The organism is Gordoniibacillus kamchatkensis (assembly GCF_000829455.1).
Classification (GTDB): domain Bacteria; phylum Bacillota; class Bacilli; order Paenibacillales; family NBRC-103111; genus Gordoniibacillus; species Gordoniibacillus kamchatkensis.
This window is the reverse complement of the sequence record NZ_JXAK01000016.1, coordinates 67,454-88,185: the sequence shown is the minus strand read 5'-3', so window position 1 is coordinate 88,185 and position 20,732 is coordinate 67,454. Positions and strand designations below refer to the sequence as shown.

General features: G+C 58.8%; 21 protein-coding genes and 1 pseudogene. 1 reads left to right on the top strand and 21 read right to left on the bottom strand.

Features of this window, described 5'->3' with window-relative positions; genetic code table 11:
* Positions 1 to 24: 24 nt before the first annotated feature.
* The 5 genes from SD70_RS11325 to SD70_RS11305 all read right to left on the bottom strand — a co-directional run bounded on the left by SD70_RS11325 (position 25) and on the right by SD70_RS11305 (position 4,881).
* Complete coding sequence (locus SD70_RS11325; RefSeq protein ID WP_041047704.1) at positions 25 to 456, bottom strand: cell wall hydrolase; 432 nt, start codon at positions 454 to 456, stop codon at positions 25 to 27.
* Positions 457 to 780: 324 nt separating this feature from the next.
* Positions 781 to 1,350 (bottom strand): NADPH-dependent FMN reductase, encoded by a 570-nt coding sequence (locus SD70_RS11320; protein WP_331436767.1) that lies wholly within the window; start codon positions 1,348 to 1,350, stop codon positions 781 to 783.
* A 172-nt stretch (positions 1,351 to 1,522) separates the two neighbouring features.
* Positions 1,523 to 2,182, bottom strand: coding sequence for a response regulator (locus SD70_RS11315; RefSeq protein WP_041047667.1), 660 nt, complete (start codon positions 2,180 to 2,182; stop codon positions 1,523 to 1,525).
* Between the two features lie 24 nt (positions 2,183 to 2,206).
* Positions 2,207 to 3,829 (bottom strand): GAF domain-containing sensor histidine kinase, encoded by a 1,623-nt coding sequence (locus SD70_RS11310; protein ID WP_052487310.1) that lies wholly within the window; start codon positions 3,827 to 3,829, stop codon positions 2,207 to 2,209.
* 77 nt (positions 3,830 to 3,906) lie between these two features.
* Positions 3,907 to 4,881 carry a 2-hydroxyacid dehydrogenase gene (locus tag SD70_RS11305; RefSeq protein WP_197081001.1) on the bottom strand — a complete coding sequence of 325 codons (975 nt, stop codon included), beginning with the start codon at positions 4,879 to 4,881 and terminating at the stop codon, positions 3,907 to 3,909.
* A gap of 197 nt (positions 4,882 to 5,078) precedes the next feature.
* Between SD70_RS11305 and SD70_RS11300 the strand changes: the two genes are divergently transcribed.
* A complete protein-coding gene (locus SD70_RS11300) occupies positions 5,079 to 5,849 on the top strand; it encodes a sulfite exporter TauE/SafE family protein (protein WP_041047666.1) in 771 nt (256 codons plus the stop codon).
* Positions 5,850 to 6,117: 268 nt separating this feature from the next.
* Here SD70_RS11300 and SD70_RS11295 read toward each other — a convergent pair whose 3' ends face one another.
* From SD70_RS11295 to SD70_RS11230, 16 genes and pseudogenes are all read right to left on the bottom strand, one after another.
* On the bottom strand, positions 6,118 to 7,023 hold the full coding sequence (locus SD70_RS11295; RefSeq protein ID WP_041047665.1) for a polysaccharide deacetylase family protein: 906 nt from the start codon (positions 7,021 to 7,023) through the stop codon (positions 6,118 to 6,120).
* 236 nt (positions 7,024 to 7,259) lie between these two features.
* A complete protein-coding gene (locus SD70_RS11290; protein ID WP_082053269.1) occupies positions 7,260 to 8,105 on the bottom strand; it encodes an ABC transporter permease in 846 nt (281 codons plus the stop codon).
* Positions 8,089 to 8,892: an ABC transporter permease gene (locus tag SD70_RS11285; protein WP_041047699.1), complete on the bottom strand. Its 804-nt coding sequence runs from the start codon at positions 8,890 to 8,892 to the stop codon at positions 8,089 to 8,091. The genes SD70_RS11290 and SD70_RS11285 overlap by 17 nt, the downstream gene beginning before the upstream one ends.
* Entirely contained in the window at positions 8,889 to 9,887 is a 999-nt protein-coding gene (locus SD70_RS11280) for an ABC transporter ATP-binding protein (RefSeq protein WP_041047664.1), read from the bottom strand. Before SD70_RS11280 ends, SD70_RS11285 begins: the two co-directional genes overlap by 4 nt.
* Positions 9,888 to 10,160: 273 nt before the next feature.
* On the bottom strand, positions 10,161 to 10,370 hold the full coding sequence (locus SD70_RS11275; protein WP_041047663.1) for a CLC_0170 family protein: 210 nt from the start codon (positions 10,368 to 10,370) through the stop codon (positions 10,161 to 10,163).
* Between the two features lie 14 nt (positions 10,371 to 10,384).
* Complete coding sequence (locus SD70_RS37915) at positions 10,385 to 10,765, bottom strand: Ger(x)C family spore germination C-terminal domain-containing protein (RefSeq protein ID WP_231571159.1); 381 nt, start codon at positions 10,763 to 10,765, stop codon at positions 10,385 to 10,387.
* Positions 10,717 to 11,064 carry a hypothetical protein gene (locus SD70_RS37910; RefSeq protein ID WP_231571158.1) on the bottom strand — a complete coding sequence of 116 codons (348 nt, stop codon included), beginning with the start codon at positions 11,062 to 11,064 and terminating at the stop codon, positions 10,717 to 10,719. The genes SD70_RS37915 and SD70_RS37910 overlap by 49 nt, the downstream gene beginning before the upstream one ends.
* Positions 11,046 to 11,627, bottom strand: coding sequence for a Ger(x)C family spore germination protein (locus SD70_RS37905; RefSeq protein WP_231571157.1), 582 nt, complete (start codon positions 11,625 to 11,627; stop codon positions 11,046 to 11,048). The genes SD70_RS37910 and SD70_RS37905 overlap by 19 nt, the downstream gene beginning before the upstream one ends.
* A complete protein-coding gene (locus SD70_RS11265; protein ID WP_041047662.1) occupies positions 11,599 to 12,726 on the bottom strand; it encodes a GerAB/ArcD/ProY family transporter in 1,128 nt (375 codons plus the stop codon). The genes SD70_RS37905 and SD70_RS11265 overlap by 29 nt, the downstream gene beginning before the upstream one ends.
* Positions 12,674 to 14,383, bottom strand: a complete 1,710-nt coding sequence (locus SD70_RS11260) for a spore germination protein (protein WP_041047661.1) — start codon at positions 14,381 to 14,383, stop codon at positions 12,674 to 12,676. Before SD70_RS11260 ends, SD70_RS11265 begins: the two co-directional genes overlap by 53 nt.
* Positions 14,384 to 14,516: 133 nt before the next feature.
* Positions 14,517 to 15,344, bottom strand: a complete 828-nt coding sequence (locus SD70_RS11255) for a sugar phosphate isomerase/epimerase family protein (RefSeq protein ID WP_052487304.1) — start codon at positions 15,342 to 15,344, stop codon at positions 14,517 to 14,519.
* Between the two features lie 205 nt (positions 15,345 to 15,549).
* Positions 15,550 to 16,308, bottom strand: a complete 759-nt coding sequence (locus tag SD70_RS11250; RefSeq protein WP_052487303.1) for a sugar phosphate isomerase/epimerase family protein — start codon at positions 16,306 to 16,308, stop codon at positions 15,550 to 15,552.
* Between the two features lie 41 nt (positions 16,309 to 16,349).
* Complete coding sequence (locus tag SD70_RS11245) at positions 16,350 to 17,462, bottom strand: Gfo/Idh/MocA family protein (RefSeq protein WP_041047659.1); 1,113 nt, start codon at positions 17,460 to 17,462, stop codon at positions 16,350 to 16,352.
* 355 nt (positions 17,463 to 17,817) lie between these two features.
* A pseudogene (locus SD70_RS11240) lies at positions 17,818 to 18,175 on the bottom strand (response regulator).
* Between the two features lie 3 nt (positions 18,176 to 18,178).
* On the bottom strand, positions 18,179 to 18,646 hold the full coding sequence (locus tag SD70_RS11235) for a chemotaxis protein CheX (RefSeq protein ID WP_052487302.1): 468 nt from the start codon (positions 18,644 to 18,646) through the stop codon (positions 18,179 to 18,181).
* Between the two features lie 37 nt (positions 18,647 to 18,683).
* Complete coding sequence (locus SD70_RS11230) at positions 18,684 to 20,729, bottom strand: chemotaxis protein CheA (protein ID WP_041047658.1); 2,046 nt, start codon at positions 20,727 to 20,729, stop codon at positions 18,684 to 18,686.
* Between the last annotated feature and the right edge of the window lie 3 nt (positions 20,730 to 20,732).

The following is a 20,732-nucleotide window of genomic DNA, read 5'->3' as shown; positions in this document are numbered from 1 at the left end:
GCGGGGCTCCTCGTTTTTGCGACATCAGGCGAAAACGCGGTACACGTTCTCGCACTCTTTTGCCGTCGGCTGATAGAAGCAATGCTTCTTGTAGCGTCCTACGTGCGGCTGGTTGTACCAGACGGGCGGACAGGCACCCGGCGGCCGGAAATACCACAGGCTGAATCGGGCCGGCCAATGCCACTCCCCGTTAATCGCGCGCCGGGCGAGCCGCCTCTCCTTTTCGCGCGCCTTTTGATAAAAGTAGCCGTGAATCAACGCCTCGAACGCATGCGGCTGATGCACCATTTGCGGGATTGTGCGGATGCCTTTAAAATCCGAGCAGTTCGCGCGGATGCGGTTAATGCCCACGTTGCCGACAAGCAGCATGCCGAGCTCCCCTTCTCCCTCCGCCTCCGCCCGCAGCAGCCTGGCCAGCAAATCGACGTCGGAACTCCTTGCCTTTACTACAGCCAATGCCGTCACCTCGCCTTCGTGATACATTAGCATATTGGCGATGCCGGCAAAAGATGAATGCCCGGATAAGCAGGCCAGCACAATTATGTATGCGGCAGTTCACACCCAGGCGAAGCCGGGCGGTTCGCCCTTTTGACGCAGCAGGCGTCAAGTTCCGGCGGTTTTGCACCGTCCTTTTTTTGCAAATCCTGAGCTGTAACGGACGTTTCGGTCACTACTGCTGCCGCGGCAAAACCCGATGCAGCTGCAATGACCACAGACCGTTCCCGCCAACCGAGGCGCTGACGCTTCTGCAGCTGCACCGAGCAAATTGCCGTCTAACGCTCATCCGATTTTCACGCCGGCGGCGTTCGGGCGCAGCAACTCGGCCAGACGGAGCAGGCTGTCCAGCGTGCGCTCCACCCGCTGCCGGACAGCGGCGTCCGCCGGCGAGCCGTCGGCGGCAAAATGCCGCGCGTCGCCGCCGAGCGACAGCCACTCGGGGCTATTGACGCCGTGCAAATTGCGCACGATCGCTTGCAAGTGGGTCAGCGAGCTGACCCCGACGGCGCCGCCGGACGAGCTGACGGACAGCACCGGCTTGCCGGAAAATTCGGCCGAGCCCATATAATCGAGCGCATTTTTGAGCACGCCGGATATCGAGCCGTGATATTCCGGCGTCGCCAGCACGATCGCATCCGCCTCGCCGACGGTGCGGACCATCGCCTCGGTATTCGCGTCCGTCTCCTCCGCATCTGGCGAATACAAAGGCACCGGCGTCTCGTACAAATCGATCAGCTTCACGTTCGCCCCCCGCTTGCGCAGCGCTTCTCCCATATAGCGCAGCAGCTTGGTGCTGGTGGCGTTGCGGCGGTTGCTTCCGGCGATTAAAACGATGTTCAGCTTCGTGTTCATTTTCGGGTCATCCTTTCAGGCGTTTCGTCGTGATCTCGTTTACAATTTCAGTTTACCTGTGATTAACCGTCTCCGCTTCGGTACAAGGGCGGCCCAGCGCCTCGGCAATTTGCCCCTGCCATGCCGGACCTGGAGTCGTACGACTTTGGTCGTAGACCGGAGCCGCGGCAGCTCAGGCAAACCCGTGCTTGACCGCGTACAGCGCCGCCTGCGTGCGGTCGGCCAAGCCGAGCTTGGCCAATACGCTGCTGACATGCGTCTTCACTGTCTTTTCCGTGATGCCGAGCGCAGCGGCGATTTCTTTATTGGAGCAGCCTTGCGCGATCAGTCCGAGCACTTCTTTCTCCCGCTCGGTCAGCCGCTCCGGCGCGCTGCTGTCCGGCTTGGCGGGCGCAGCCAAATGCGACATGAGCTGGCCGGCAACGGCCGGGTCAAGCTGCGGCAACCCTCTGTGCGCTTGCCGAATCGCCTCCGCGATGCGCTCCGGATCGGCATCCTTCAGCAAATAACCGGCAGCGCCGGCCTTAATGGCCGCCAGCACATAGTCTTTATCGGAGAACGTCGTCAAGACGAGCACCTTCATGTCCGGGAAAAGCTCCCTGAGCACGCCCGTCGCCTCGATGCCGTTCATATTCGGCATGATCAAATCCATCAGCACGACGTCGGGCTGCAGCTGCTTCGCCAGCTCAACCGCCTCTTGCCCGTTGGCAGCCTCGCCGACAACTTGCAAATCGGGCTGCGTATTCAAATAATAGCGCAATCCTTGCCTTACGATGGCGTGATCGTCCACCAGCAGCAGTGTCAGCTTGTTAAGCGGTTCCAACCGTTCCATTCCCCCACTCCTCCTCTCGCCTCGTCACAGCGGCAGGCGGACCGTCACCTGCGTCCCTTTTCCCGCCTTGCTTGTCACCGTCAGCGTGCCTCCCAGCGCCTCGGCCCGCTCCCGCATCGTGGTCATGCCGTAGCCTGCCGTTTTCGCCGCCTTGCGCTTTGGCAGTCCGACTCCGTCGTCGGATACCGTCATGCACGCTTCCCACTGCGTAAACGACAGCTTGATTTGCGCCATGTCGCTGTGCGCATGCTTGCGGACGTTGTTCAAAGCTTCCTGTCCGATACGCCACAGCGCATCTTCGAGCCTTTCCGGAAGCTGCCGCAAATCCGCCGCGGCATACGAGACGCGGAGGCCTATACCTTCGCCGTAGCGCTGCAGACCGGTCAGCAAACCTTCCTCGAGCCCGACCGGACGCAGCTGGCGAATCATCGCCCGCATCTCTCCAGCGGCCGTTTGCGACAGCCGCTGCACTTCGCACAGCGCCTGCTTCGCCGCTTCCGGCACGTCCGGCAGCGAATGGGCGAGTCCTTTCGCATGGAGGCTCATCGAGAACAGCATTTGCGAGACGGAATCGTGCAAATCGCGGGCAATCCGGTTGCGCTCTTCCCAGCGCGCGAGCTCGCGCTGCTTCTCGTGCAAGTAAACGTTGTCGTACGTAAGCGCGACGTGGGCGGCGAGCGCTTCCAGCACTTCGGCATCGATCGCGTCCAGCCCCGATGGCCCGGCGCCGCCGACCGCCAGCACGCCGAACGGCTCGCCCTGCAGCACGAGGGGCGCCGCGACCCCGCTCCACCATTTCCCGCCGGGCGCGCCGAGCTCCTGTTCGTGACCGTACCATTGCACCGTGCGTTCTTCCGCCAGCGCCGCCGCCAGCATGCCTCCGCGTTTTTCGGCAACAGGTACAATATGTTCGTCCAGCTGCCCGCGTTGATACAGCGCCCGTCGGGATAAGCCTTGCGCCTCCTTCACGAACAACGCGACGCCCGGCCAGCCCATCCGTTCCCCGGCGCTGCCGACGATGCCTGCCGCCAGGCTGCGGCTGTCCAGCAGCGTGCCGATATGCCGGGTCACCTGCCCGAGCCGTTCGAACAGGGTAGCCCGCTTCTGCTCGGTCTGATATAGCCGGATCCGATGCGCGGCAGTTCCGATCTGATACGCGATCGATTGCAGCACAGCCAGCTCTTCGCCGCTGAAATGCGTTTTCCCCGGAGACGCGACGTTGAGGATGCCGAACAGCTCGGTCCCGGCGCGCAGCGGTATGGAAGCGTGATGGCTGATTCCTTGCGTATCTCCCCACCGGTACTTGATAGCGTCCTCAATGCGCTTGCAATTCAAAATGTTCACGGCGTGGCGGAGCCGCCCGTCCCAGAACCGGTCCAGACACCAGCAGCTCCCTTCCCGCATCGGCCGTTTGCCGTCGATCTCAAGCGCCGGCGGCAGCCGGCAATCGGCCGCACAGCTGAAATTGCAAGAGCCCGGCTTGGTCAAAAACACCCAGCCGGCCTGCAGTCCCGTCAGCTGCAGCAGCTTTTGCAGCACGGCGTCCAGCATCGGTTCCATCTCATAAGCGCCGTTGATCGTTTCGGCGATTTCCCGCAGCAGCTCGAGCCGCCGGATCGGCGTAAGCGGCGATTGTTCCAGTTCCATGCGTCCGACCTCGTTTCCCTCATATCCCTGGTATTCCAAGCGTAACCCATTCTCCGCGGGCGTGCAAAATGTCGGCATTACCGCGCATAAGCTTCCGGATTGACGACATGCCGCGGCCGCTGCCCGGCCAGCGCCTGCAGCACGCCTTCCGCAGCCAGAAGCGCCATCTGCGTGCGCGTCCGCACGCTCGCACTGCCGATATGCGGCAGCGTGACGACGTTCGGCAGCGTCAGCAGCGGATGGCTGGCCGGCACGGGCTCCGTCTCGAACACGTCGAGCCCGGCAGCCCATAGCGAACCGCTCCGCAGCGCATCGTACAAATCCGCTTCGTCGACGATGCCGCCGCGGGCGATGTTGATCAGCACGGCGGTCGGCTTCATGAGCTGCAGCTGCTCTTTGCGGATGAGCCCCGCCGTCTGCGGCGTATACGGCGTCAGGACGACGACGAAATCCGATTCGGAAAGCAGCCGCGGCAGCTCCGCATACGTCAAGCCAAGCCGCTCTTCCGCTTCCGGCTTGCGGCTGCGGTTATGGTACAGAACGTTCATGCCGAACCCTTGCGCGCGCCGCGCCACCGCCTCGCCGATGCGCCCCATGCCGATAATGCCGAGCGTCGCCCCGAACACGTCCATGCCCGTGAGCTGCAGTGGAGACCATGTCGTCCACTGGCCCCGCCGCAAATAATCGGACGCTTCGACGAGCCGTCTCGCCGTAGCCATCAGCAGCGCAAAAGCCAAATCGGCGGTCGTCTCGGTCAGCACGTCCGGGGTGTTCGTGACGAGCACGCCCCGCTCCGTCGCCGCTTTCACATCGATATGGTTGTAGCCGACAGACATCGTCCCGACCGCCTTCAGGCGCGGCGCGCGGGCAAGCAGCGCTGCGTCGATGCGCTCGGTCAGCAGACAGACGACACCGTCCGCATCGCCGATGTGCTCCTCCAGAAACGAACGGCTCGCGGGCTGTTCCGCGTGCGGCCATTCGACCGTATCCGCATGCGCCCGCAGCAGCGCCATCGCTTCTTGGGGCAGCTGCCTGGTAATGACGATTTTCATCCGGATTGCCTCCCTCGCAATAAGTTTCTCTGCTTCCATGTTAGCCGTTTCCCGCACTTTTTGCATCCAAATTTGCAGCTACAGCGGACTATTGCTTTCTGCTCCATTTTGTTCTAAATTTTGTTTACAGCGCATAAAAAATAAAATAAAATAAAACCAATAAACTTACTAGGTTTTTGAAAGGGGGCCATTAGCGCATGGACCTCAGCCTCGGAATCGCCGCTATGGGCTTAGTCGTAGGTTTTTTGGTCGGCCTGACCGGAGTCGGCGCGGCCTCACTGCTTACTCCCTTGCTCGTCATGATCGGCATCAATCCGTCCGTTGCCGTCGGTACCGACCTTGTGTACAACTCCGTGACGAAGCTGTTCGGCGTCATTCAGCACTGGCGGCAAAAAACGATCGATTTTCGCCTGGTGCGGTATTTGGCGGCCGGCAGCTTGCCGGCGGTCGTCGTCTCCGTCGCCGTACTGCGGTATTTTGCCGAATCTTATCATAACGAAGAAGCCATCATTAAGCATGCCTTAGGAATCGTATTAATTCTCGCCGCAGCGGCGACGATCTTCCGACTGCTCTTCGACGGCAAGCTGAAACCGAACCGTTGGCAGGCGAAGCCGATTGAGCAAAAGAAAGCGGTGCTCATCACCGTTGGCGCCGTTCTCGGCTTTATCGTCGGACTGACCTCGATCGGCTCCGGCTCGCTGTACGCTATCGCCTTAATGTATTTGTGCAGCATGAGCGCAGCCAAATTGGTCGGCACCGATATCGCCCATGCCTTTTTGCTGGCGACGCTGGCGGGCCTCCTTCATGCCGGCCTCGGCAACGTCAACTACGGCATGGCCCTCAACTTGCTGCTCGGCTCGATTCCCGGCGTGCTGCTCGGGAGCAGGCTGTCGGCCAAAGCGCCGACGAAGGTGACGCGCTCCGTCATCGCCGGCCTGATTTTGATCAGCGGCTTGAAACTGATTTGAATGAATTGCCGCAAGGAAAAACGGGCGGGCGCCGGCAATGGCGCCTGCCCGTTTTGCGCCAGGTGGGGCTATTAAGCCATTGAGTCCCCGGCGGCATTACAGCGGCATTTTCAGTCGTGCGCACCTTTGACCGCTGCTGCAAATGCTTTCGCTGCAACTGCAGCTGACAGTGTGCTCAAAATGCCGCTGTAAGTGCGCTTTGCGCAACTGCAGCGGCGTTTTTCATAAGCGGGCGGCGCCCCGGAGCCGGGAACGCCGGTCGCAGGCGTCACAACCGGGACCGCTGCAAATCCCTCAAGTCAGACCAGCGGATCATGCGGATTTGCTCAGCAGCGATGACGTTTCGAATGTCGGGATCGCGGAAGATGTCAAACTCCATGCCCCGCTTCTTCCAGTGCGGATTAATGGCCTTCAGCTCGTCGGTAACCAGGGAAGGATGGATGATGATTTCGGAAACTCCCGGCTGCAGCGACCGCAGCAGCGCTGCCATGCTATTCTTGAACATGTCGTACGTTTCGCCTTCGCCGAGCTCGAAGGGCAGCGACAGGAGCGCATCGAGAATGACGACGCCTTTCGCGTCGGCCATCGCTGCCCGCTGCTCGGCCAGCCGGGCCAGTTCGGGGCGCAAGCCACCCCCCGGGCTTATGCGTCTCGGCAGCCGGAACGGCAGCCCGTATGCGGCGCAAAGGTCAAATACGATGTCCAGAAAGTCCCGGCCTGTCTGCAAGCCGTACAAGCTCCCCATATGGTTATCGAGATGGGTTGGCGATAAGCCCATCCGCAGCGCCAATTCGATTTGGCTGACGAGCTCTTTGCGGACTTGTTCCGGATCCGCGTTCCGCTCGACGGTCAAGCTGTCCGGCGGAAAATACCCTTCATCGGTCGTAAGCGTGGAGACGCCGCCGCTGCGGGTGACGGGCCCCCATTTGTAGAAACGCCATTCGCTTGTGAGCGTCAAATGAACGCCAACATTATACTCCGGGTGCGCTGCCGCCCAACTTACCGCCTCTTTCGCCCACGAGCAGGGCATCATCACCGTAGCCGAGGAAATCGCGCCTTCGGCGAGCAGCTGCCGAATCCCCTCGTTCGTGGCGTGACACATGCCGAAGTCGTCGCCGTTCACGATGAGCAGACGGTCGTTTGCGCCATATCCTAGCGCTTTGGCAAGACTCATCAACTATGCCTCCTTTACGATTTTTCAAGGCAACGTGGAAAAAAGTGCTGCGCTGCGGGTCGGAAATCAACCTCCGGCCTCCGTTAAAGCCGCGTTCCTTTCATCATCCTTAGCGGGTGGAACGCGGCTTTAAAAGTCGTCTCTACGGTTGCTTTCCACCCTCCGCTCCGCATTTTTCCTTTCAATTCATAATCAATAAAGTATACGCAGTCCTCTTCAGCAGCTTGCCTAATACCTCATCGCCGCAGGCTGATCATATTGCCCGACGCGTAGCGGCGAAGCCCGCTGTAGAACAGCCGGACACCGCCTAAGCAAAGCAGGACGGTCACCGCCACGGCTCCGAGCAGAAACGGAACGTCAACTTGGCGCAGCAGCCCGATCGGCAAATAGCTGATGAAGCCCGCCGGAATAACGGTAAACAGCACCAGCTTCCCCAAGCCGCGGAAAATGCCCGTCGGATACGTCGTGAACGTCAGCAGCGCATTGAACAGCTGAAAACTGAGTCCTTCCGTATTGCCCAGCCAAAAGGCAAGGCAGCCGGAAATGACGGTGAAGAAAATAAAGATGAGCGTCGAAAGCGCCATGGCGAGCGCAAACTTGACGATTCCCGCTACTGATTTGTCTCCGAACGCGGCATAAATCATCAGCGCGAACAAGACGTCCCCGATCGCGCTCACCGACATTCTGCTGATGAGCACGTGCAGCAGCACCGGCTTCGGCTGCGACAAATACACGTCCAGCTGTCCGGTGGCGACAAGATTGGCGATGCGGGGCGCATTGCCGAACAGCGTCGCCATCACTCCGAAGCCGCCGGCCGCCACTGCCCACAGCATCATGACATCCCGCAGCTCCCAGCCGTTCAGCACCGGGAAGCGGCGGAAGTACAACCCCCAGAACACGATCCATACGACATTGTTGATGACCATCATGCCCGCCGTGAGCAGGAAGCTGAGGCGAAACTCCATCGCACCCGCGAGGTTCAGCTTCCAGCACTGCCAGACGAAAAGAAGGAGGCGCCGCAGCTGTCCCGGCCGCCCGTATTCGCTGATAGATGCCAGTCTGCCTTTATCCGCCGTTAACATTGAGCCTCTTCACTCCTTTCCGGTACACGAACACGGCGATGAGACCGAATACGGCAATCCAAAATGCCTGGGTCGCCAGCATCGCCGGCAGCCGGGTCCAATCGAACGCCACCGCCGTTTTCGCCGGGATATAAACGATTGCCTGCAGCGGCAGCCAGTGCCCGATACGCTGCAGCGCTTCCGGGAACAGCTCGAGGGGCATCAGCATGCCGCCGATCGTAAACAGGAATTTGTGATAGACGAATTCGAGGCCGCGCGTCTCCTCCACCCAGAAAGCGCTCAGCGCCAGCGTCATGTTGACCGTAAAATTGACCGTGAAGCCACCGAAGGCGGCGACCGGCAGCCACAGCAGCCCTGCGCCGAATGCGGGCGGCCCGATGACGAGCAGACCGAGCGCCCCGCCGAGCACCGCATTGACGGCGAAACGGATGGCGGCTTCGCTCATGTACTCGACGTAATGAAAAGCGATGAAGCTGATCGGGCGCACGAGCTTGAACGCCACATCGCCGCTTTTCACCTCTTCCTCGATCCGGGTGCACAGACTCGGGCAAGCGAGCGTCATCGCCTCCGTAACGACCAAGTACCACATAATCTGCTTGAAGCTGTAGCCGGCGATCAGCTCCGTGCCTTCGCCCTGAAACGTCGTCCGCCACAGCTGCAGGAAAATGTACAAAATGAGCAGAAGAAAGAGCGAGCGAACGAGGAAATCGGCGACGTACGCGAGCTGATTGCGCAGCGTAATTTTGCCGATAAATACATATTTGACGGACTTGCCGAGAGCGGTCATGTTGCCAGCTCCTCCTTTCCGCTGTAGCCGTACATGTGCGTAATGATGCTCTCCATCGGCGGATCCTCGACCGTAACGTCGACGATCCGGTGCCGCGCCATAATGCGCGACAGCGCCGCCTCGATCGTCGTCAGCTCCGTATCGACGGAGAGCGCCAGCCGAACGCCGCTCTGCTCCAGCACGCTCACCCCGGCGAGCTCCACCCTTTCCGGCTCCTCCTCCAGCACAAGCCGAATCGTCTTATGCGTCAAAAACCGCCGCTTCATCAGCTCGACGCGGTCATCGAACACGATGCGTCCGTAATTGATCACGATCGCCCGCTCGCACAGCCGTTCGATATCGCCGGCATCATGCGATGTCAGGAAAATCGTCGTTCCCTCCTCGCGGTTCAGCTCGCGAATGAGCTCGCGGATGCGCTGCTTGACGACGACGTCGAGCCCGATCGTCGGCTCGTCGAGAAACAGCACTTGCGGGCGGTGCAGCAGCGCGGCGGCAATTTCGCAGCGCATCCGTTCGCCGAGCGACAGCTTGCGCACGGCCGTATGCAAGTAAGGCCCGAGCTCGAACCGTTCGATCAGCTGGTCGCGCCGCTGCAAGTAATCGCCGCGGCGCAGTTCGTAAATGCGGCTCATCAGCTCGAACGTGTCGATCGGCGGCAGATGGTACCACAGCTGCGATTTTTGCCCGAACACGGAACCGATCCCGTACGACAGCTTCGTCCGCTCTTTCCACGGGCAGCAGCCGAGCACCTCCGCGTAGCCCGCGGTCGGGTGAAGAATGCCCGTCAGCATTTTGATCGTCGTCGATTTGCCGGCGCCGTTCGGCCCGAGAAACGCCAACGTCTCCCCTTGCTCGACCTTGAATGAAATGCTCCCGACTGCGGTCTTGTCTTCATAATCGGGCCTAACGAGCGCCTTCAGGCTGCCCGCGAAGCCTTCCCGTTTTTTCTTGGTGCGAAACGATTTGCCCAGCTGCTGTACAACAATCGACGCCATCCCGGCCAGCCTCCTCCTTTGATTCGCTAAAGCAAAAAAGACCCCCGGTCCGTTTCGCCTTAGCAGGCGGAACTTTCCGAAGGTCTTTTATCCCTTACGGTGTAGCCCGGCCGCCAAGGCCGGGGCCGGCTTCGCTCGGTTCGCCTCCCTCGCGGGGTCGGATCCCTAGAAGCCCTTCCGTTTATTTCCCATATATTAACACACCATGTTACGTACAGACAACAACAAAATGGATGACCGGCCGCCGAGCTTCTTGCAGGCAACAGTGCCGCATCATGTCAGTCCTTTGACTATCAAATTGCCGATTAAGGTGACAAGCCCCAAACCAATATTGAACCATCCCAAAAAGCGGGCTGCCTTTTTTTCCTTATTCATGCCCGCCGCTTCGTATGCTTTGACATCGATACGCAATATGGCGGTTCCGGCCAACAGAAACAACATGACGGTGAAGTTCACGTAGCCGATCGTTAGCCCCGCTCCCACTGCCGCCGCCTCCTTTACGCCGCTTTCATGCCGACACGCCGGATATGCAGCTTCACGCTGACATCAACGGCAAGGTCTTTATACATCTGCTGCCAGTTTTCTTTCGTCTTGATCTCCCGGTCCCAATATATCGGCTGCAACGCTCTGACATGCTCGCCGAAACCGAAAATATCAGACTGCTTTTCCTGCGTTTTTTGAATCAAATCCCGATACGCTTTTTCACCCTGCTTGGACAACTGCTGCTCGATTTGCTTGATCACGTCCTCGGTAATCGTTACTTGTTCGCTCGATTTCTCCAGTAAATTGCCTTCAATATCGATCTTGACGCGAATTACCGGTTTGCCGTTTACGATTTCGGTCCTGGTCGACGTTTTGCGGTTTCTGCCGCCGAACAAGACGTAGTCCGACGTTCCCGGGACTTTGACGAAAACTTCTCCTCCCGCCGGATTAAACCGGTGACTCCCATATAGAGCGGAACCTCCAGCGGCTTGGTCGTTCCGACCATCCGGTCACCGACGAACATCGCCAGCCCGTTTATCTGCATCATTCCTTGCTGCTTCAGCACCACATAGGGAAGAAACCCCTCCCTTCCTTTGGCCGAAGCGGCGCTCCAAAACAAGCCGAGAAAATCGTTCGGAAATTTGCCCATCCGCACCGATTGGTCCATCGTATCCATCAAGTAAAACGTCGGCACACGCTCGAGCTGCGGCGAAGCCTCATCACCTCCGCCGCTTTCCCGCGGCTGACGACCATCCACGTCATTCTGCGGATTTCCGGATTGCGGCGCAAAAAGTCGTTCAAGTTTTGGATTCCTTTTTTCGCGACCGCCTCGGAGATGACGATGACGCGCAGATGGCCGTAAAACAACGGCAACGCTACGCTCTGCTGCATATTGTTCAGCGCATCGTTAATCGTTTGCCCGAATCCGTCCACGACCCATACCGTATTTTGCCCGCCGGCGCCGCCCCCGCCTCCGCCGCTGCCGCTCACGCCGGGGCCGAGCGGAATGCGCCCGGGCACGGCAATCTGCATCGTCACGCGAATATTTCCTGTTTCCGGCTCCGGAAAGGAGCCGCGCAAATGGGACACTTCCCCTTCGTTTTTGTTCACGGTTTGCTCGGAAGCCACATCGATGCCAACGCCAAGCACGACAGCGCGCTGCTCGATTTCCTGGCGGTCCCAGCATCCGGACAGCAGCGGCACGGCAAGGACGAAAACCAGGAGCAGCCTAGCTTGCGTTCTCCGCGTCCTTTCCATTGCCCGCGTCCCCCCTTTTTTTGCGAATGACCGCGACGAGGAGCACTATAAGCGGATAAACGATCGTAATCAGCAATCCGAGGCGCCCGGCTATCGCAATAATATCGTACATCTGCACCACGTTTTGCGGGACCATCGCAAGCGCGAACAGAAACGGCAAAATGAACGGCGCCAGCAGCTTGTGATCGCGCAGACGAAAAAATCGGCTCATCGCATGAATCGTAAAATAGTAAGTGGAAAACAGCGTGGTAAATACAGCCGTTACCCAGACGGCGAGAAACGCCGCGTCGAGCCGTTCCAGGATGTTGCCGGGAAGCGACGTCGCTTTGGCGAGCTCCAGCGTGGGCCACAGCAAGTTGTTCGTTTCCGCAGGCCCGAAGACGCCGACCGCTGCGATGACTGTGGAGACGTACAGCCCTCCAGCGATGAATACGCCCCAGAAGCCGGCGACCATAGCTCTGTCCGGCCTTCGCATGGCTGGAATCACCATCGTATAGACGAAGCTGCCTTGAAACAAAGCGGCAATCGTCAGAACGCCCCTCCACATATCGGTTGGCGAAGGTTCGTTTCCCCACACCGGCAGCAAATTGATGAACTGGGCGTTTTTTAACGACAGCGCCAAAATCAGGACGATCGGAAATACGATCAGCGGCAAATAAAAATGATGAATATAGGCAAACGTCGTCATATCGTTGCGGGACGACAGCGAAGCCATCAGCAGCATGACGATGACGGTCACTTCGAGCGGCGTCCTTTTCAATACCGACGTGATGACGACTTCCCCGAACTCCCTCGCTGCAAGAGCAGTAAGAAACGCGAAAAAGCCGATGATCAGCACGTTCCCTATCCAAGCAGTCCATTTGCCCAAAACGGCTTCACTGTAAAGAATGATCGACTGCCGCGGAAAACGGATGCCCAGCTTCGTGATGATCCATATGCCGATATATGCAATAATGCCTCCCAGCAGCGTCAGCAAAGGAGCGCCGGAGTTGCCGTCGCGGACGGCGAAAAGGGGCAGCGGCAGCACGCCTACCCCGATGATGGTGCTAATGAGAATCGCTGCCGCCTGTATCGCCGTTATTTGACGAGGATATTCCAATCTTCATCTCCTCCTTGTGGTTGCCGACCTTGAGCGGATCGAGCGTGTTGTGCGGCGGCTCTTTGAGCTCGTCCATCACGCTGCCGCCGACACGGTCGTCGTTAGGCGTATGCAGCATGGCCGGCCGCTTCTTCATAGACCATAGCGGCGCGCGCGCAACCGTGTCCTTCATGCTGTCGAAATTGCCCGGCACGACGGGGCTTAAATATGGGACGCCGAACGACCGCAGGGAAAGCAAATGATTGGCGATCAATATCAAACCGACCATCACCCCGTACAGCCCGAACATGGCCGCCAATATGACGAGCGGAAAGCGCAGCAGCCGCAGCGCCAAAGCCGCGTTGTACGCCGGCGTGGCAAATGAGCCGATCGTCGTTAAAGCGATCACGACGACGGTGATCGGACTGACGAAGCCGGCGGAAACCGCCGCCTGGCCGACGACAAGAACGCCGACGATCGACAGCGCTCCCCCGATTTGCTGCGGCAGCCGGAGCGTCGCTTCGCGCAGCACCTCCATCGACGCTTCCATCATGAGCACTTCGACGACGGACGGGAAAGGAATGCCCGCGCGTCCGCCGGATACGGCTACGGCGAACTTCGTCGGAATAAGCTCGGGGTTGAACGCGATGATCGCTACGTACAGCGATGGGGTGATGAGCGAGAATGCGAGAGCGAGCAGCCTGGCCAGACGGATGAAGCTGACCATGACGAACCGCTCCGAGTAGTCCTCGGTCGTCTGGTAGAACTGGTTGAACACCGTTGGCACGATAAGGGCGAACGGAGAACCGTCCACCAAAATGACGACTCTCCCTTCCAGCAAATTCGCCACCGCTTTATCCGTGCGCTCCGTGTTTTGCACTTGCGGAAAAGGCGAGAAATTGTTGTCTTCGATAAACTGCTCAAGATAACCGACGTCCAGTACGCCGTCAATGTCGATCACCGACAGCCGGTTCTCCACCTCTTGCACGAGAGCGTCGCTCACGATACCCTTCAAATAACAGACGGCGACTCGGGATTTGGTAACGCGGCCCAGCTTCATGGACTTGATTTTCAAATCGGTTGTCGGCAGCCTGTAGCGCAGAAGCGAAAGGTTCGTCCCGAGCTGCTCGATAAATCCTTCGCGCGGACCGCGGATGACCTGCTCGGTTTCCGGCTGGTCGATCGCACGCTTCTCTACCTTGGTCGTTTCGACCATGATCGCTTCGTCCATGCCGTCCACGACGATGACTGTCCCGCCGCGCAGCAGCGATTCGACGATCATGGCAAATCTATCGTCCGACGACGCTTTGCCATGATACAGCGTATCGCGCAAAATGACGTCCTTCAGTTCATGAACGTCGAACTGGATTCCCGTCAAATGAGCGGGCACGTGCATGAGCGGCTTCAAAATGTCTGTATTCACGAGAGCCGTATCGGACATATTCGAGAAAGAGAACATGACCGCCGGAAATGCGCCGAACACGTCGAACCGGCGCTGCATAAAGTCGCCGTTATCCCCGAGCAAGCCGTTCACGAACGCAATGGTTTGCTCCAGATCGCCCGTGATCCGCTTGTCGCCGTGCTGCTCCGTAAATTGATCGGGCACCCGATTGATCTCGATCTGAGGGGCTCTCTTCTTTTTGCCGCTGCGCAATTTACTCCATTCCCATTTCGTCATGGGGCACCTCTCGCTGAATCCGGGATTCGTTTTCCATATCTTTCATATCGTTGCCCGGAATTGAAAAATTATGTATATAAAAACGAACAGACCGCAGAGGGGACGGTCTGTTCGTTTTGATGTACGTTCGTATTCAGGTTACCGTGTACGCGCTTCGCACGGATTCGATGCCGCGCCTCGCAACGTCCAGGGCGGAGCTGCCATGGAAGTCCTGGATAAACAGCTCCAGAGACAAATAACCGCTATAGCCGGCTTCATGAAGCAGTTTGGCGAAGCGGCCTGAGGGAAAAATCCCTTCTCCCGGGAACACCCGGTCCCGGTCAGCGATCGTTTCGCGGGGCGGCGATGCGGGATAGTCGTTGACGTGCACGATTCCGATCCGTTCGCCGTTCACGTACGAAAGCGCCTCGATAGAGCTGCCGCCCGTGTACATGTGGAACGGGTCTAGCAGCAGTTTCGCGTCGGCCACGCCGCTTTCTATAGCGACATATACCGCCTCGCCAAGACGGGACAGGCGCCCCGCGCGCCCCCAAAATTCGAGCAACGGCTCCACGCCAAAGCCGCGCGCAAGTTCCGCCAGCTCGGCGAAGTGGCCGGCCATCTGCTCCAGCGGAACGTTCTCGACCCGGCCGAACGGCGGCGCGGCAGCGGCCGGGCAGCCGAGCTCGGCGAGCAGCTCCAGCTCTCGGCGCGCCAGCTCGAACCCCCGTGCGCGCTCCGCCGCGTCTTCATCGGACCACGCCCAGAAGGCGATGGCGTTCACAATCTGAATGCCGCAGCTTTCGGCCGAGCTGCGCAGCCCGCCGATCTTGCCGCCTCCGGCGGCATAAGCTTCCAGATCGCGGACCCATATTTCGATGCCCTCGTAGCCGGCTTCAGCCGCTACGCGGATCTGCTCCTCGATTCCGAGTTTGTAAGGAATCAGCGTGGATGTGTTAAGCGAAAGCTTGAACGGAAACATGGCGACGCTCCTTTTTAAGTACGAGATAGTTTGGGTTGCCCGAGAAAGTAGCTGCGCTGCGGACCTAAGAATGTGGGTCTCCGGCTTCGCCAACAATCGTGTTCGAATGAATTCGAAAATAGGGTTGCAACACGATTTCAAAGGCGCACGCTTCGCTCATAGCCTACATTCCCATCCTCCGCTCCGCCTTTCCCCGGCAGCCTTACTACGGCTCCACGAGCCCTAGTTTCAAGAGGTTGCCGTAGCTGATCTTGAGGCTTTCGAACGGATCGCGGCGGCACAAGTCCTGCTCGACGACGAGCCACTGCACGCCGATCTGCTCCGCTACGCCGGCCACCTCGGCAAAATCGATGATTCCTTCGCCGATTTCCGCAAAAAAACGTTCGTCTCCGGCTTCCATGTCTTTGACGTGCAGCAGCGGAGCGCGCCCCTTCAGCTTGCTTAAGTAGGCCGCCGGATCTTCGCCGCCTTTCTTGATCCAATACGTGTCGAGCTCGGTCTGCACAAGCTCGGGATCGGTCTCGCGCAGCAAAATGTCCAGAATATACTCGCCGTCAAACTTCGCGAATTCCCAATCGTGGTTATGATACAGAAACGTAATGCCGCGCCTCCTGAACTTCTCGCCGATGCCGTTCATTTTCCTCGCCTGCTCAATCACGTCTTGCCTGGAGCCGAAGCGGAGGGAAATCGTCACGAACTTGCCTCCGTCCGTCTCTTCCAAATAATCGGCAATTTCGTCGGGATCGAAGTCCAGCGTATCGAAACCGGCGTGCGTGCCGATGACCCGCAGACCAAGCCGGTCAAGCAGCGCCTTCTGCGCGGATACGGTCATCCCTTCCGGCGGGGGGCCTAATTCGATGCCTTTATAGCCGATGGCGGCGACCCGCTCCAGCGAGCCCGCATAGTCTTGCGCCAGCGCTTCGCGAATGGTGTACGGCTGAACGGCGACCGGAAATCGTTTCAATGCCCTCATCCTTTCGGTTCGGATCTGAACTGCCGGTTCTTTTACAGGTCGAGCCTGTTGTATTTCAGACCGAGCGGCAGCGACGCGGGGCGCTCGGCCGTCGTACGGAGATGGACGTGGCTCTCCGTTTGCGACGATTCGAAGATGGCGAGCGAAATGTCGAGTACGTGCCGGGCCAACTGACCGCTCGCGCGGTGCTGCCTGCCGGACCGAACGGCGTATGCCATGTCGGCGATTCCAATGCCGCGGCCCTCTTCCTTATACGGGTGCGTATGGGGAATTTCCTTCGTCTCCCCGTTCGGGAACTTGATATGTACGGCGCCGCCGAAAAAGTTCGGGTCCGGTACGGACAGGTTGCCCTCCGTGCCGAACACCTCCAGCCGCGGCGAATAGCCGAAGCTTTCTTTGGCCGCCTGCAGCGTAGCGATGGCGCCGTTATGGAAATCGAGAACGGCCGCTGCGTTCGTCGGCGCCTCCACCGGAACCGTCATCCCGTAAGCGGGCGATTTCGGATTCATGACCTTCACTTCGCGGTGCAGCTGCTGCGCCGAGCCGGTTACGCGCCGCACCGGGCCGAGCATGGCGATGAGCGCCGTCAAATAGTACGGGCCCATGTCCATAATCGGGTCGCCGCCAAGCTTCAGGAAATTTTGGAAGTTCGGATGCGTACCGGCGGCTGCGCTGCCCATCATGATCGTACCGCTCGCGGCGTAAGGCCAGCCGATCCAGCCGTCGTCGATGAGCTTGATGCACGTTTGCAGCCCCGCGCCGAGAAACGTATCGGGCGCGCAGCCGACGAGCAGCCTTTTCGCTTCCGCCAGCGCCAGCACTTCGTCGGCGTCATCGCGCGACAGGGCGAACGGCTTCTCCGTATACACGTGCTTGCCCGCCTGCAGCGCCCGCAAGTTGAGCGGAGCGTGGGCGGCAGGAGCCGTTAAATTGACAACGATTTCAATTTCGGGATCAGCCAGCAGCTGGTCGACCGAATAAACGTTCGCGATGCCGAACTCTTCCGCCCGTCGGCCGGCAAGCTCCGGCACCAGATCGGCGACTGCTTTCACCTCCACAATGTCGCTGAACATATCCGTGCAATTTTTCAAATAAATGCCGCTGATCATCCCGGCGCCGATGACGCCGATCTTCACTTTGCGCACCGCTCATCCCTCCTGTCCGTCATGGGCGTAGCTTGTTGAACTTATTATAGCAGTTTTCCGCACGCGTCCTTCCATATATTTACTGATAAAGTTCGGCAACTTTCGCAACCCGGCCCGAACAGGCAGTGCTGAATGGCGGAAATTAAGCCCATGTTCGCTAATCAGCGACTTCGTTGACGCCGATTATCAGCTAATATGGGAGAATCAGCGCCCGTTACTAGTTGCGAATCGGCCAAGTACAGGCACAGCTTATACTTTCCGACATAGCAAAAAGCCTGAATAAAGCGGCTTTCGCAGCTTTATTCAGGCTTTTGTTCAGGCTAAAGTTCGCCCCGTGTCCGATTTGGCCTACCGCTCAGGCCAGCGCTCTATTGATCGCTTCCAGCACCCTTTCGGCCTGGAAAGGCTTGACGACAAAATCTTTGGCCCCCGCTTGAATCGCCTGGACGACCATTCCTTGCTGTCCCATCGCCGAGCACATGATCACTTTCGCTTTCGGGTCTTCGCTCTTGATCCGTTTTAACGCCTCGATGCCTTCCATCTCCGGCATCGTAATGTCCAACGTCACCAGATCGGGCTTTAATTTCCCGTATTGATCGATCGCTTCCAGACCGTTGCCGGCCTCTCCGACGACCTGATGGCCCCTTTGATCAAATATCTTTCAGCATCATGCGCATGAACGCCGCATCATCGACTACCAAAATATTCGCCATCTGTTACCCCGCCTTGTCTGTATGTATTAATAAAACGATGTTGAGTTGTCCGATTTGCTCGATCCCGATCGGCACGGAGAAGCCCGCTACGAACGGGAACAGCTTCATATCCCCCATAAGAATGGTCGGAGGCGTAATATCGAGCTTTCGCTCTTTAAGCGACATATAGGTGCACAAGTTTCCCGCCATCATGTTGGCGATTTCGCCGACAAAGCTGTGCAGCATTTCCCCCTCCAGCGCCATGCCGAACATCGCCCCGCCGAGGCCGCTGAACGCCTGCGTGCCGCCGTCGATGATCAGCTGCCCTTCCATATCGCCGGTAAACCCTATCAATACGCACATTTCGCTATGCAGGGCGCTCTTCGTAAACGGCTCCGGCTCTCCCATCGCAATGGGGACGTGCAGCACCTGTTTGGCGGAGGCCATCGCACCTTCCAATAGATCGTTCGCTCTTTCGTTTAATGACAACAAAGAAGCTTCCTCCTCAGCTTGTGCACTATCAGCCCGGCTAGGTACGCTTGCCGCCGAGCTTGCTGATGATGCCCGATACTTCCAGGATCAAGGCGACTTTGCCGTCGCCCAATATCGTAGCGCCGGCGATGCAATCCACTTTGCCAATATAGGAGCCGAGCGATTTGATGACGATCTCCTGGTTCCCGATCAGCTCGTCCACCGCCAGCGCCAGCCGTTTCTCGGCCGAGCCCACGATAACGAGCGGAATGTGCCGTCTTCCTTTATCCGCCTTCGGAATGTGGAAATGTTCGTGGATCCAGGCGACCGGAATTACTTGATTGCGCAGCAAAATGACCGATTGCCCGCGAATGCTTTGAATATCGTCATAGGTTACGCGCACAATCTCGGCGATGTTGCTCATCGGAATAATGTACGTCTGATCGTGCAGCTTCACCAGCAGCCCGATAATGATGGCCAGCGTGAGCGGCAGCCTGATTTTGAAGCTCGTCCCTTGCCCTAATTTCGTATCGATATCGATGAGGCCGTTCAATTTCTCGATATGGCTTCTGACGATGTCCATGCCTACGCCGCGTCCGGAAATGTCGCTGACGGCGGCGGCCGTCGAGAAGCCCGGGCGGAAAATGAGCTCGATCGCTTCCCGGTCGCTTAGCCGCTCCGCTTCTTCCGCGGAAATAATGCCTTTGTTCAGAGCCGACCCCTTCATCTTCGCCGGATCGATGCCGGCGCCGTCGTCTTCCACATAGATAACGACCTGGTTGTCTTCGTGCGCAGCTCTGATCGTCAGCGTCCCTTTGCGGCTCTTGCCCGCGAGCTCCCGTTTCTCCGGCGATTCGATGCCGTGGTCGACGGCATTGCCGATCAAATGAATGAGCGGATCGGCGATTTCTTCGATCAAGGTCCGGTCCAGCTCCGTATCTTTCCCTTCGATCGCAAGCTCGATGTCTTTGCCCAAGTCGCGGGAAAGATCCCGGATCATGCGCGGGAACCGGTTGAACAGCTGCTCGATCGGCAGCATTCTCGCCTTCATGACGCTCTCCTGCAAGTCGCCGATAATGCGCGACAAATGGTCGGAAATTTGCCCCAGCTCAGCGACGGTCTCGTCGGAAAACCGCCTGCTTTGCGTCCGTTCCACTTGATGGATCCGGGTCTGGTCGATGACGAGCTCGCCGACGAGATTCATCAGGTGCTCCAGACGCTCTACGCTGACGCGAATCGTTTGCGATTTGGCTTTCCCAGGCGATGCTTGCTCGCCTTCGGCTTGTTTGTCCGGGACGAAGGTTGCCGGAGCGGCAGCGGCGGCAGTGTCGGCGACGGCCGCGCCCGGATTCAGCAGCTCGCTCTCTTGCGAGTCGATTTCTTCAACGGTAACTGCGGCGACGTCCGTCAAATTGGCGACTTGCGCTTTCAGCTCTTCGAAGCTTTGGCTGCCGGCATAGAGGAATACGGCATCCAGCGGAGCGCTGCCCTGCTCGTCAATCGCTTCGAGCTCCGGGGCGGTCAAGAGCACGTCTCCCCATTCGCTCATATTGGAATGAATGACGTACGCCCGCGCCCCTTTTATGACGCAATCGGCGGAAATTTGCACATGAATCCAGCACACCCGCAGTCCGCGCTCTTGCGCTTCCTGAACCTTGAGACGGGTATCCAGATTGAGAACCGGCTTGGAAACGGCAGGTGTCGCCGTGCTGAATGACACGACCGTATGCGCCCCGGAGAACGATTGCAGCTCGCGGATGCGGCCGGAGACGTCCACGGAGGGGGCATCGCCGCGCACGATATTTTCTTTCAACTGCTTGAGGCAGTCCATCGACTTGAACAGCAGATCGATCAGCGCCCCGGATACCGTTAATTCCTTGTTCCTCACCAGATCGAGCAGATGCTCCATTTCGTGAGTCACCTGCTTCATTTCTTCGAAGCCCATCGCTGCAGACGAGCCCTTCAATGTGTGAGCGGCGCGGAACAGGCTTTGGATGACCCGCTCGGATTCCCCGGCTTGCTCCAGCTTCAATATTTCATCGTCCATCAGCTGCAGCTGCTCGTCCAATTCTTCCAGAAACAGCTCTTTGTAATCGGACATCATCGC

What these genes read in the sequence shown, in the direction of transcription:
- SD70_RS11320 (WP_331436767.1), bottom strand. Translation starts at nt 1,350, where the DNA reads ATGAACACGAAGCTGAACATCGTTTTAATCGCCGGAAGCAACCGCCGC.
- SD70_RS11315 (WP_041047667.1), bottom strand. Translation starts at nt 2,182, where the DNA reads ATGGAACGGTTGGAACCGCTTAACAAGCTGACACTGCTGCTGGTGGAC.
- SD70_RS11310 (WP_052487310.1), bottom strand. Translation starts at nt 3,829, where the DNA reads ATGGAACTGGAACAATCGCCGCTTACGCCGATCCGGCGGCTCGAGCTG.
- SD70_RS11305 (WP_197081001.1), bottom strand. Translation starts at nt 4,881, where the DNA reads ATGAAAATCGTCATTACCAGGCAGCTGCCCCAAGAAGCGATGGCGCTG.
- SD70_RS11300 (WP_041047666.1), top strand. Translation starts at nt 5,079, where the DNA reads ATGGACCTCAGCCTCGGAATCGCCGCTATGGGCTTAGTCGTAGGTTTT.
- SD70_RS11295 (WP_041047665.1), bottom strand. Translation starts at nt 7,023, where the DNA reads ATGAGTCTTGCCAAAGCGCTAGGATATGGCGCAAACGACCGTCTGCTC.
- SD70_RS11290 (WP_082053269.1), bottom strand. Translation starts at nt 8,105, where the DNA reads ATGTTAACGGCGGATAAAGGCAGACTGGCATCTATCAGCGAATACGGG.
- SD70_RS11285 (WP_041047699.1), bottom strand. Translation starts at nt 8,892, where the DNA reads ATGACCGCTCTCGGCAAGTCCGTCAAATATGTATTTATCGGCAAAATT.
- SD70_RS11280 (WP_041047664.1), bottom strand. Translation starts at nt 9,887, where the DNA reads ATGGCGTCGATTGTTGTACAGCAGCTGGGCAAATCGTTTCGCACCAAG.
- SD70_RS37905 (WP_231571157.1), bottom strand. Translation starts at nt 11,627, where the DNA reads ATGGAAAGGACGCGGAGAACGCAAGCTAGGCTGCTCCTGGTTTTCGTC.
- SD70_RS11260 (WP_041047661.1), bottom strand. Translation starts at nt 14,383, where the DNA reads ATGACGAAATGGGAATGGAGTAAATTGCGCAGCGGCAAAAAGAAGAGA.
- SD70_RS11255 (WP_052487304.1), bottom strand. Translation starts at nt 15,344, where the DNA reads ATGTTTCCGTTCAAGCTTTCGCTTAACACATCCACGCTGATTCCTTAC.
- SD70_RS11230 (WP_041047658.1), bottom strand. Translation starts at nt 20,729, where the DNA reads ATGATGTCCGATTACAAAGAGCTGTTTCTGGAAGAATTGGACGAGCAG.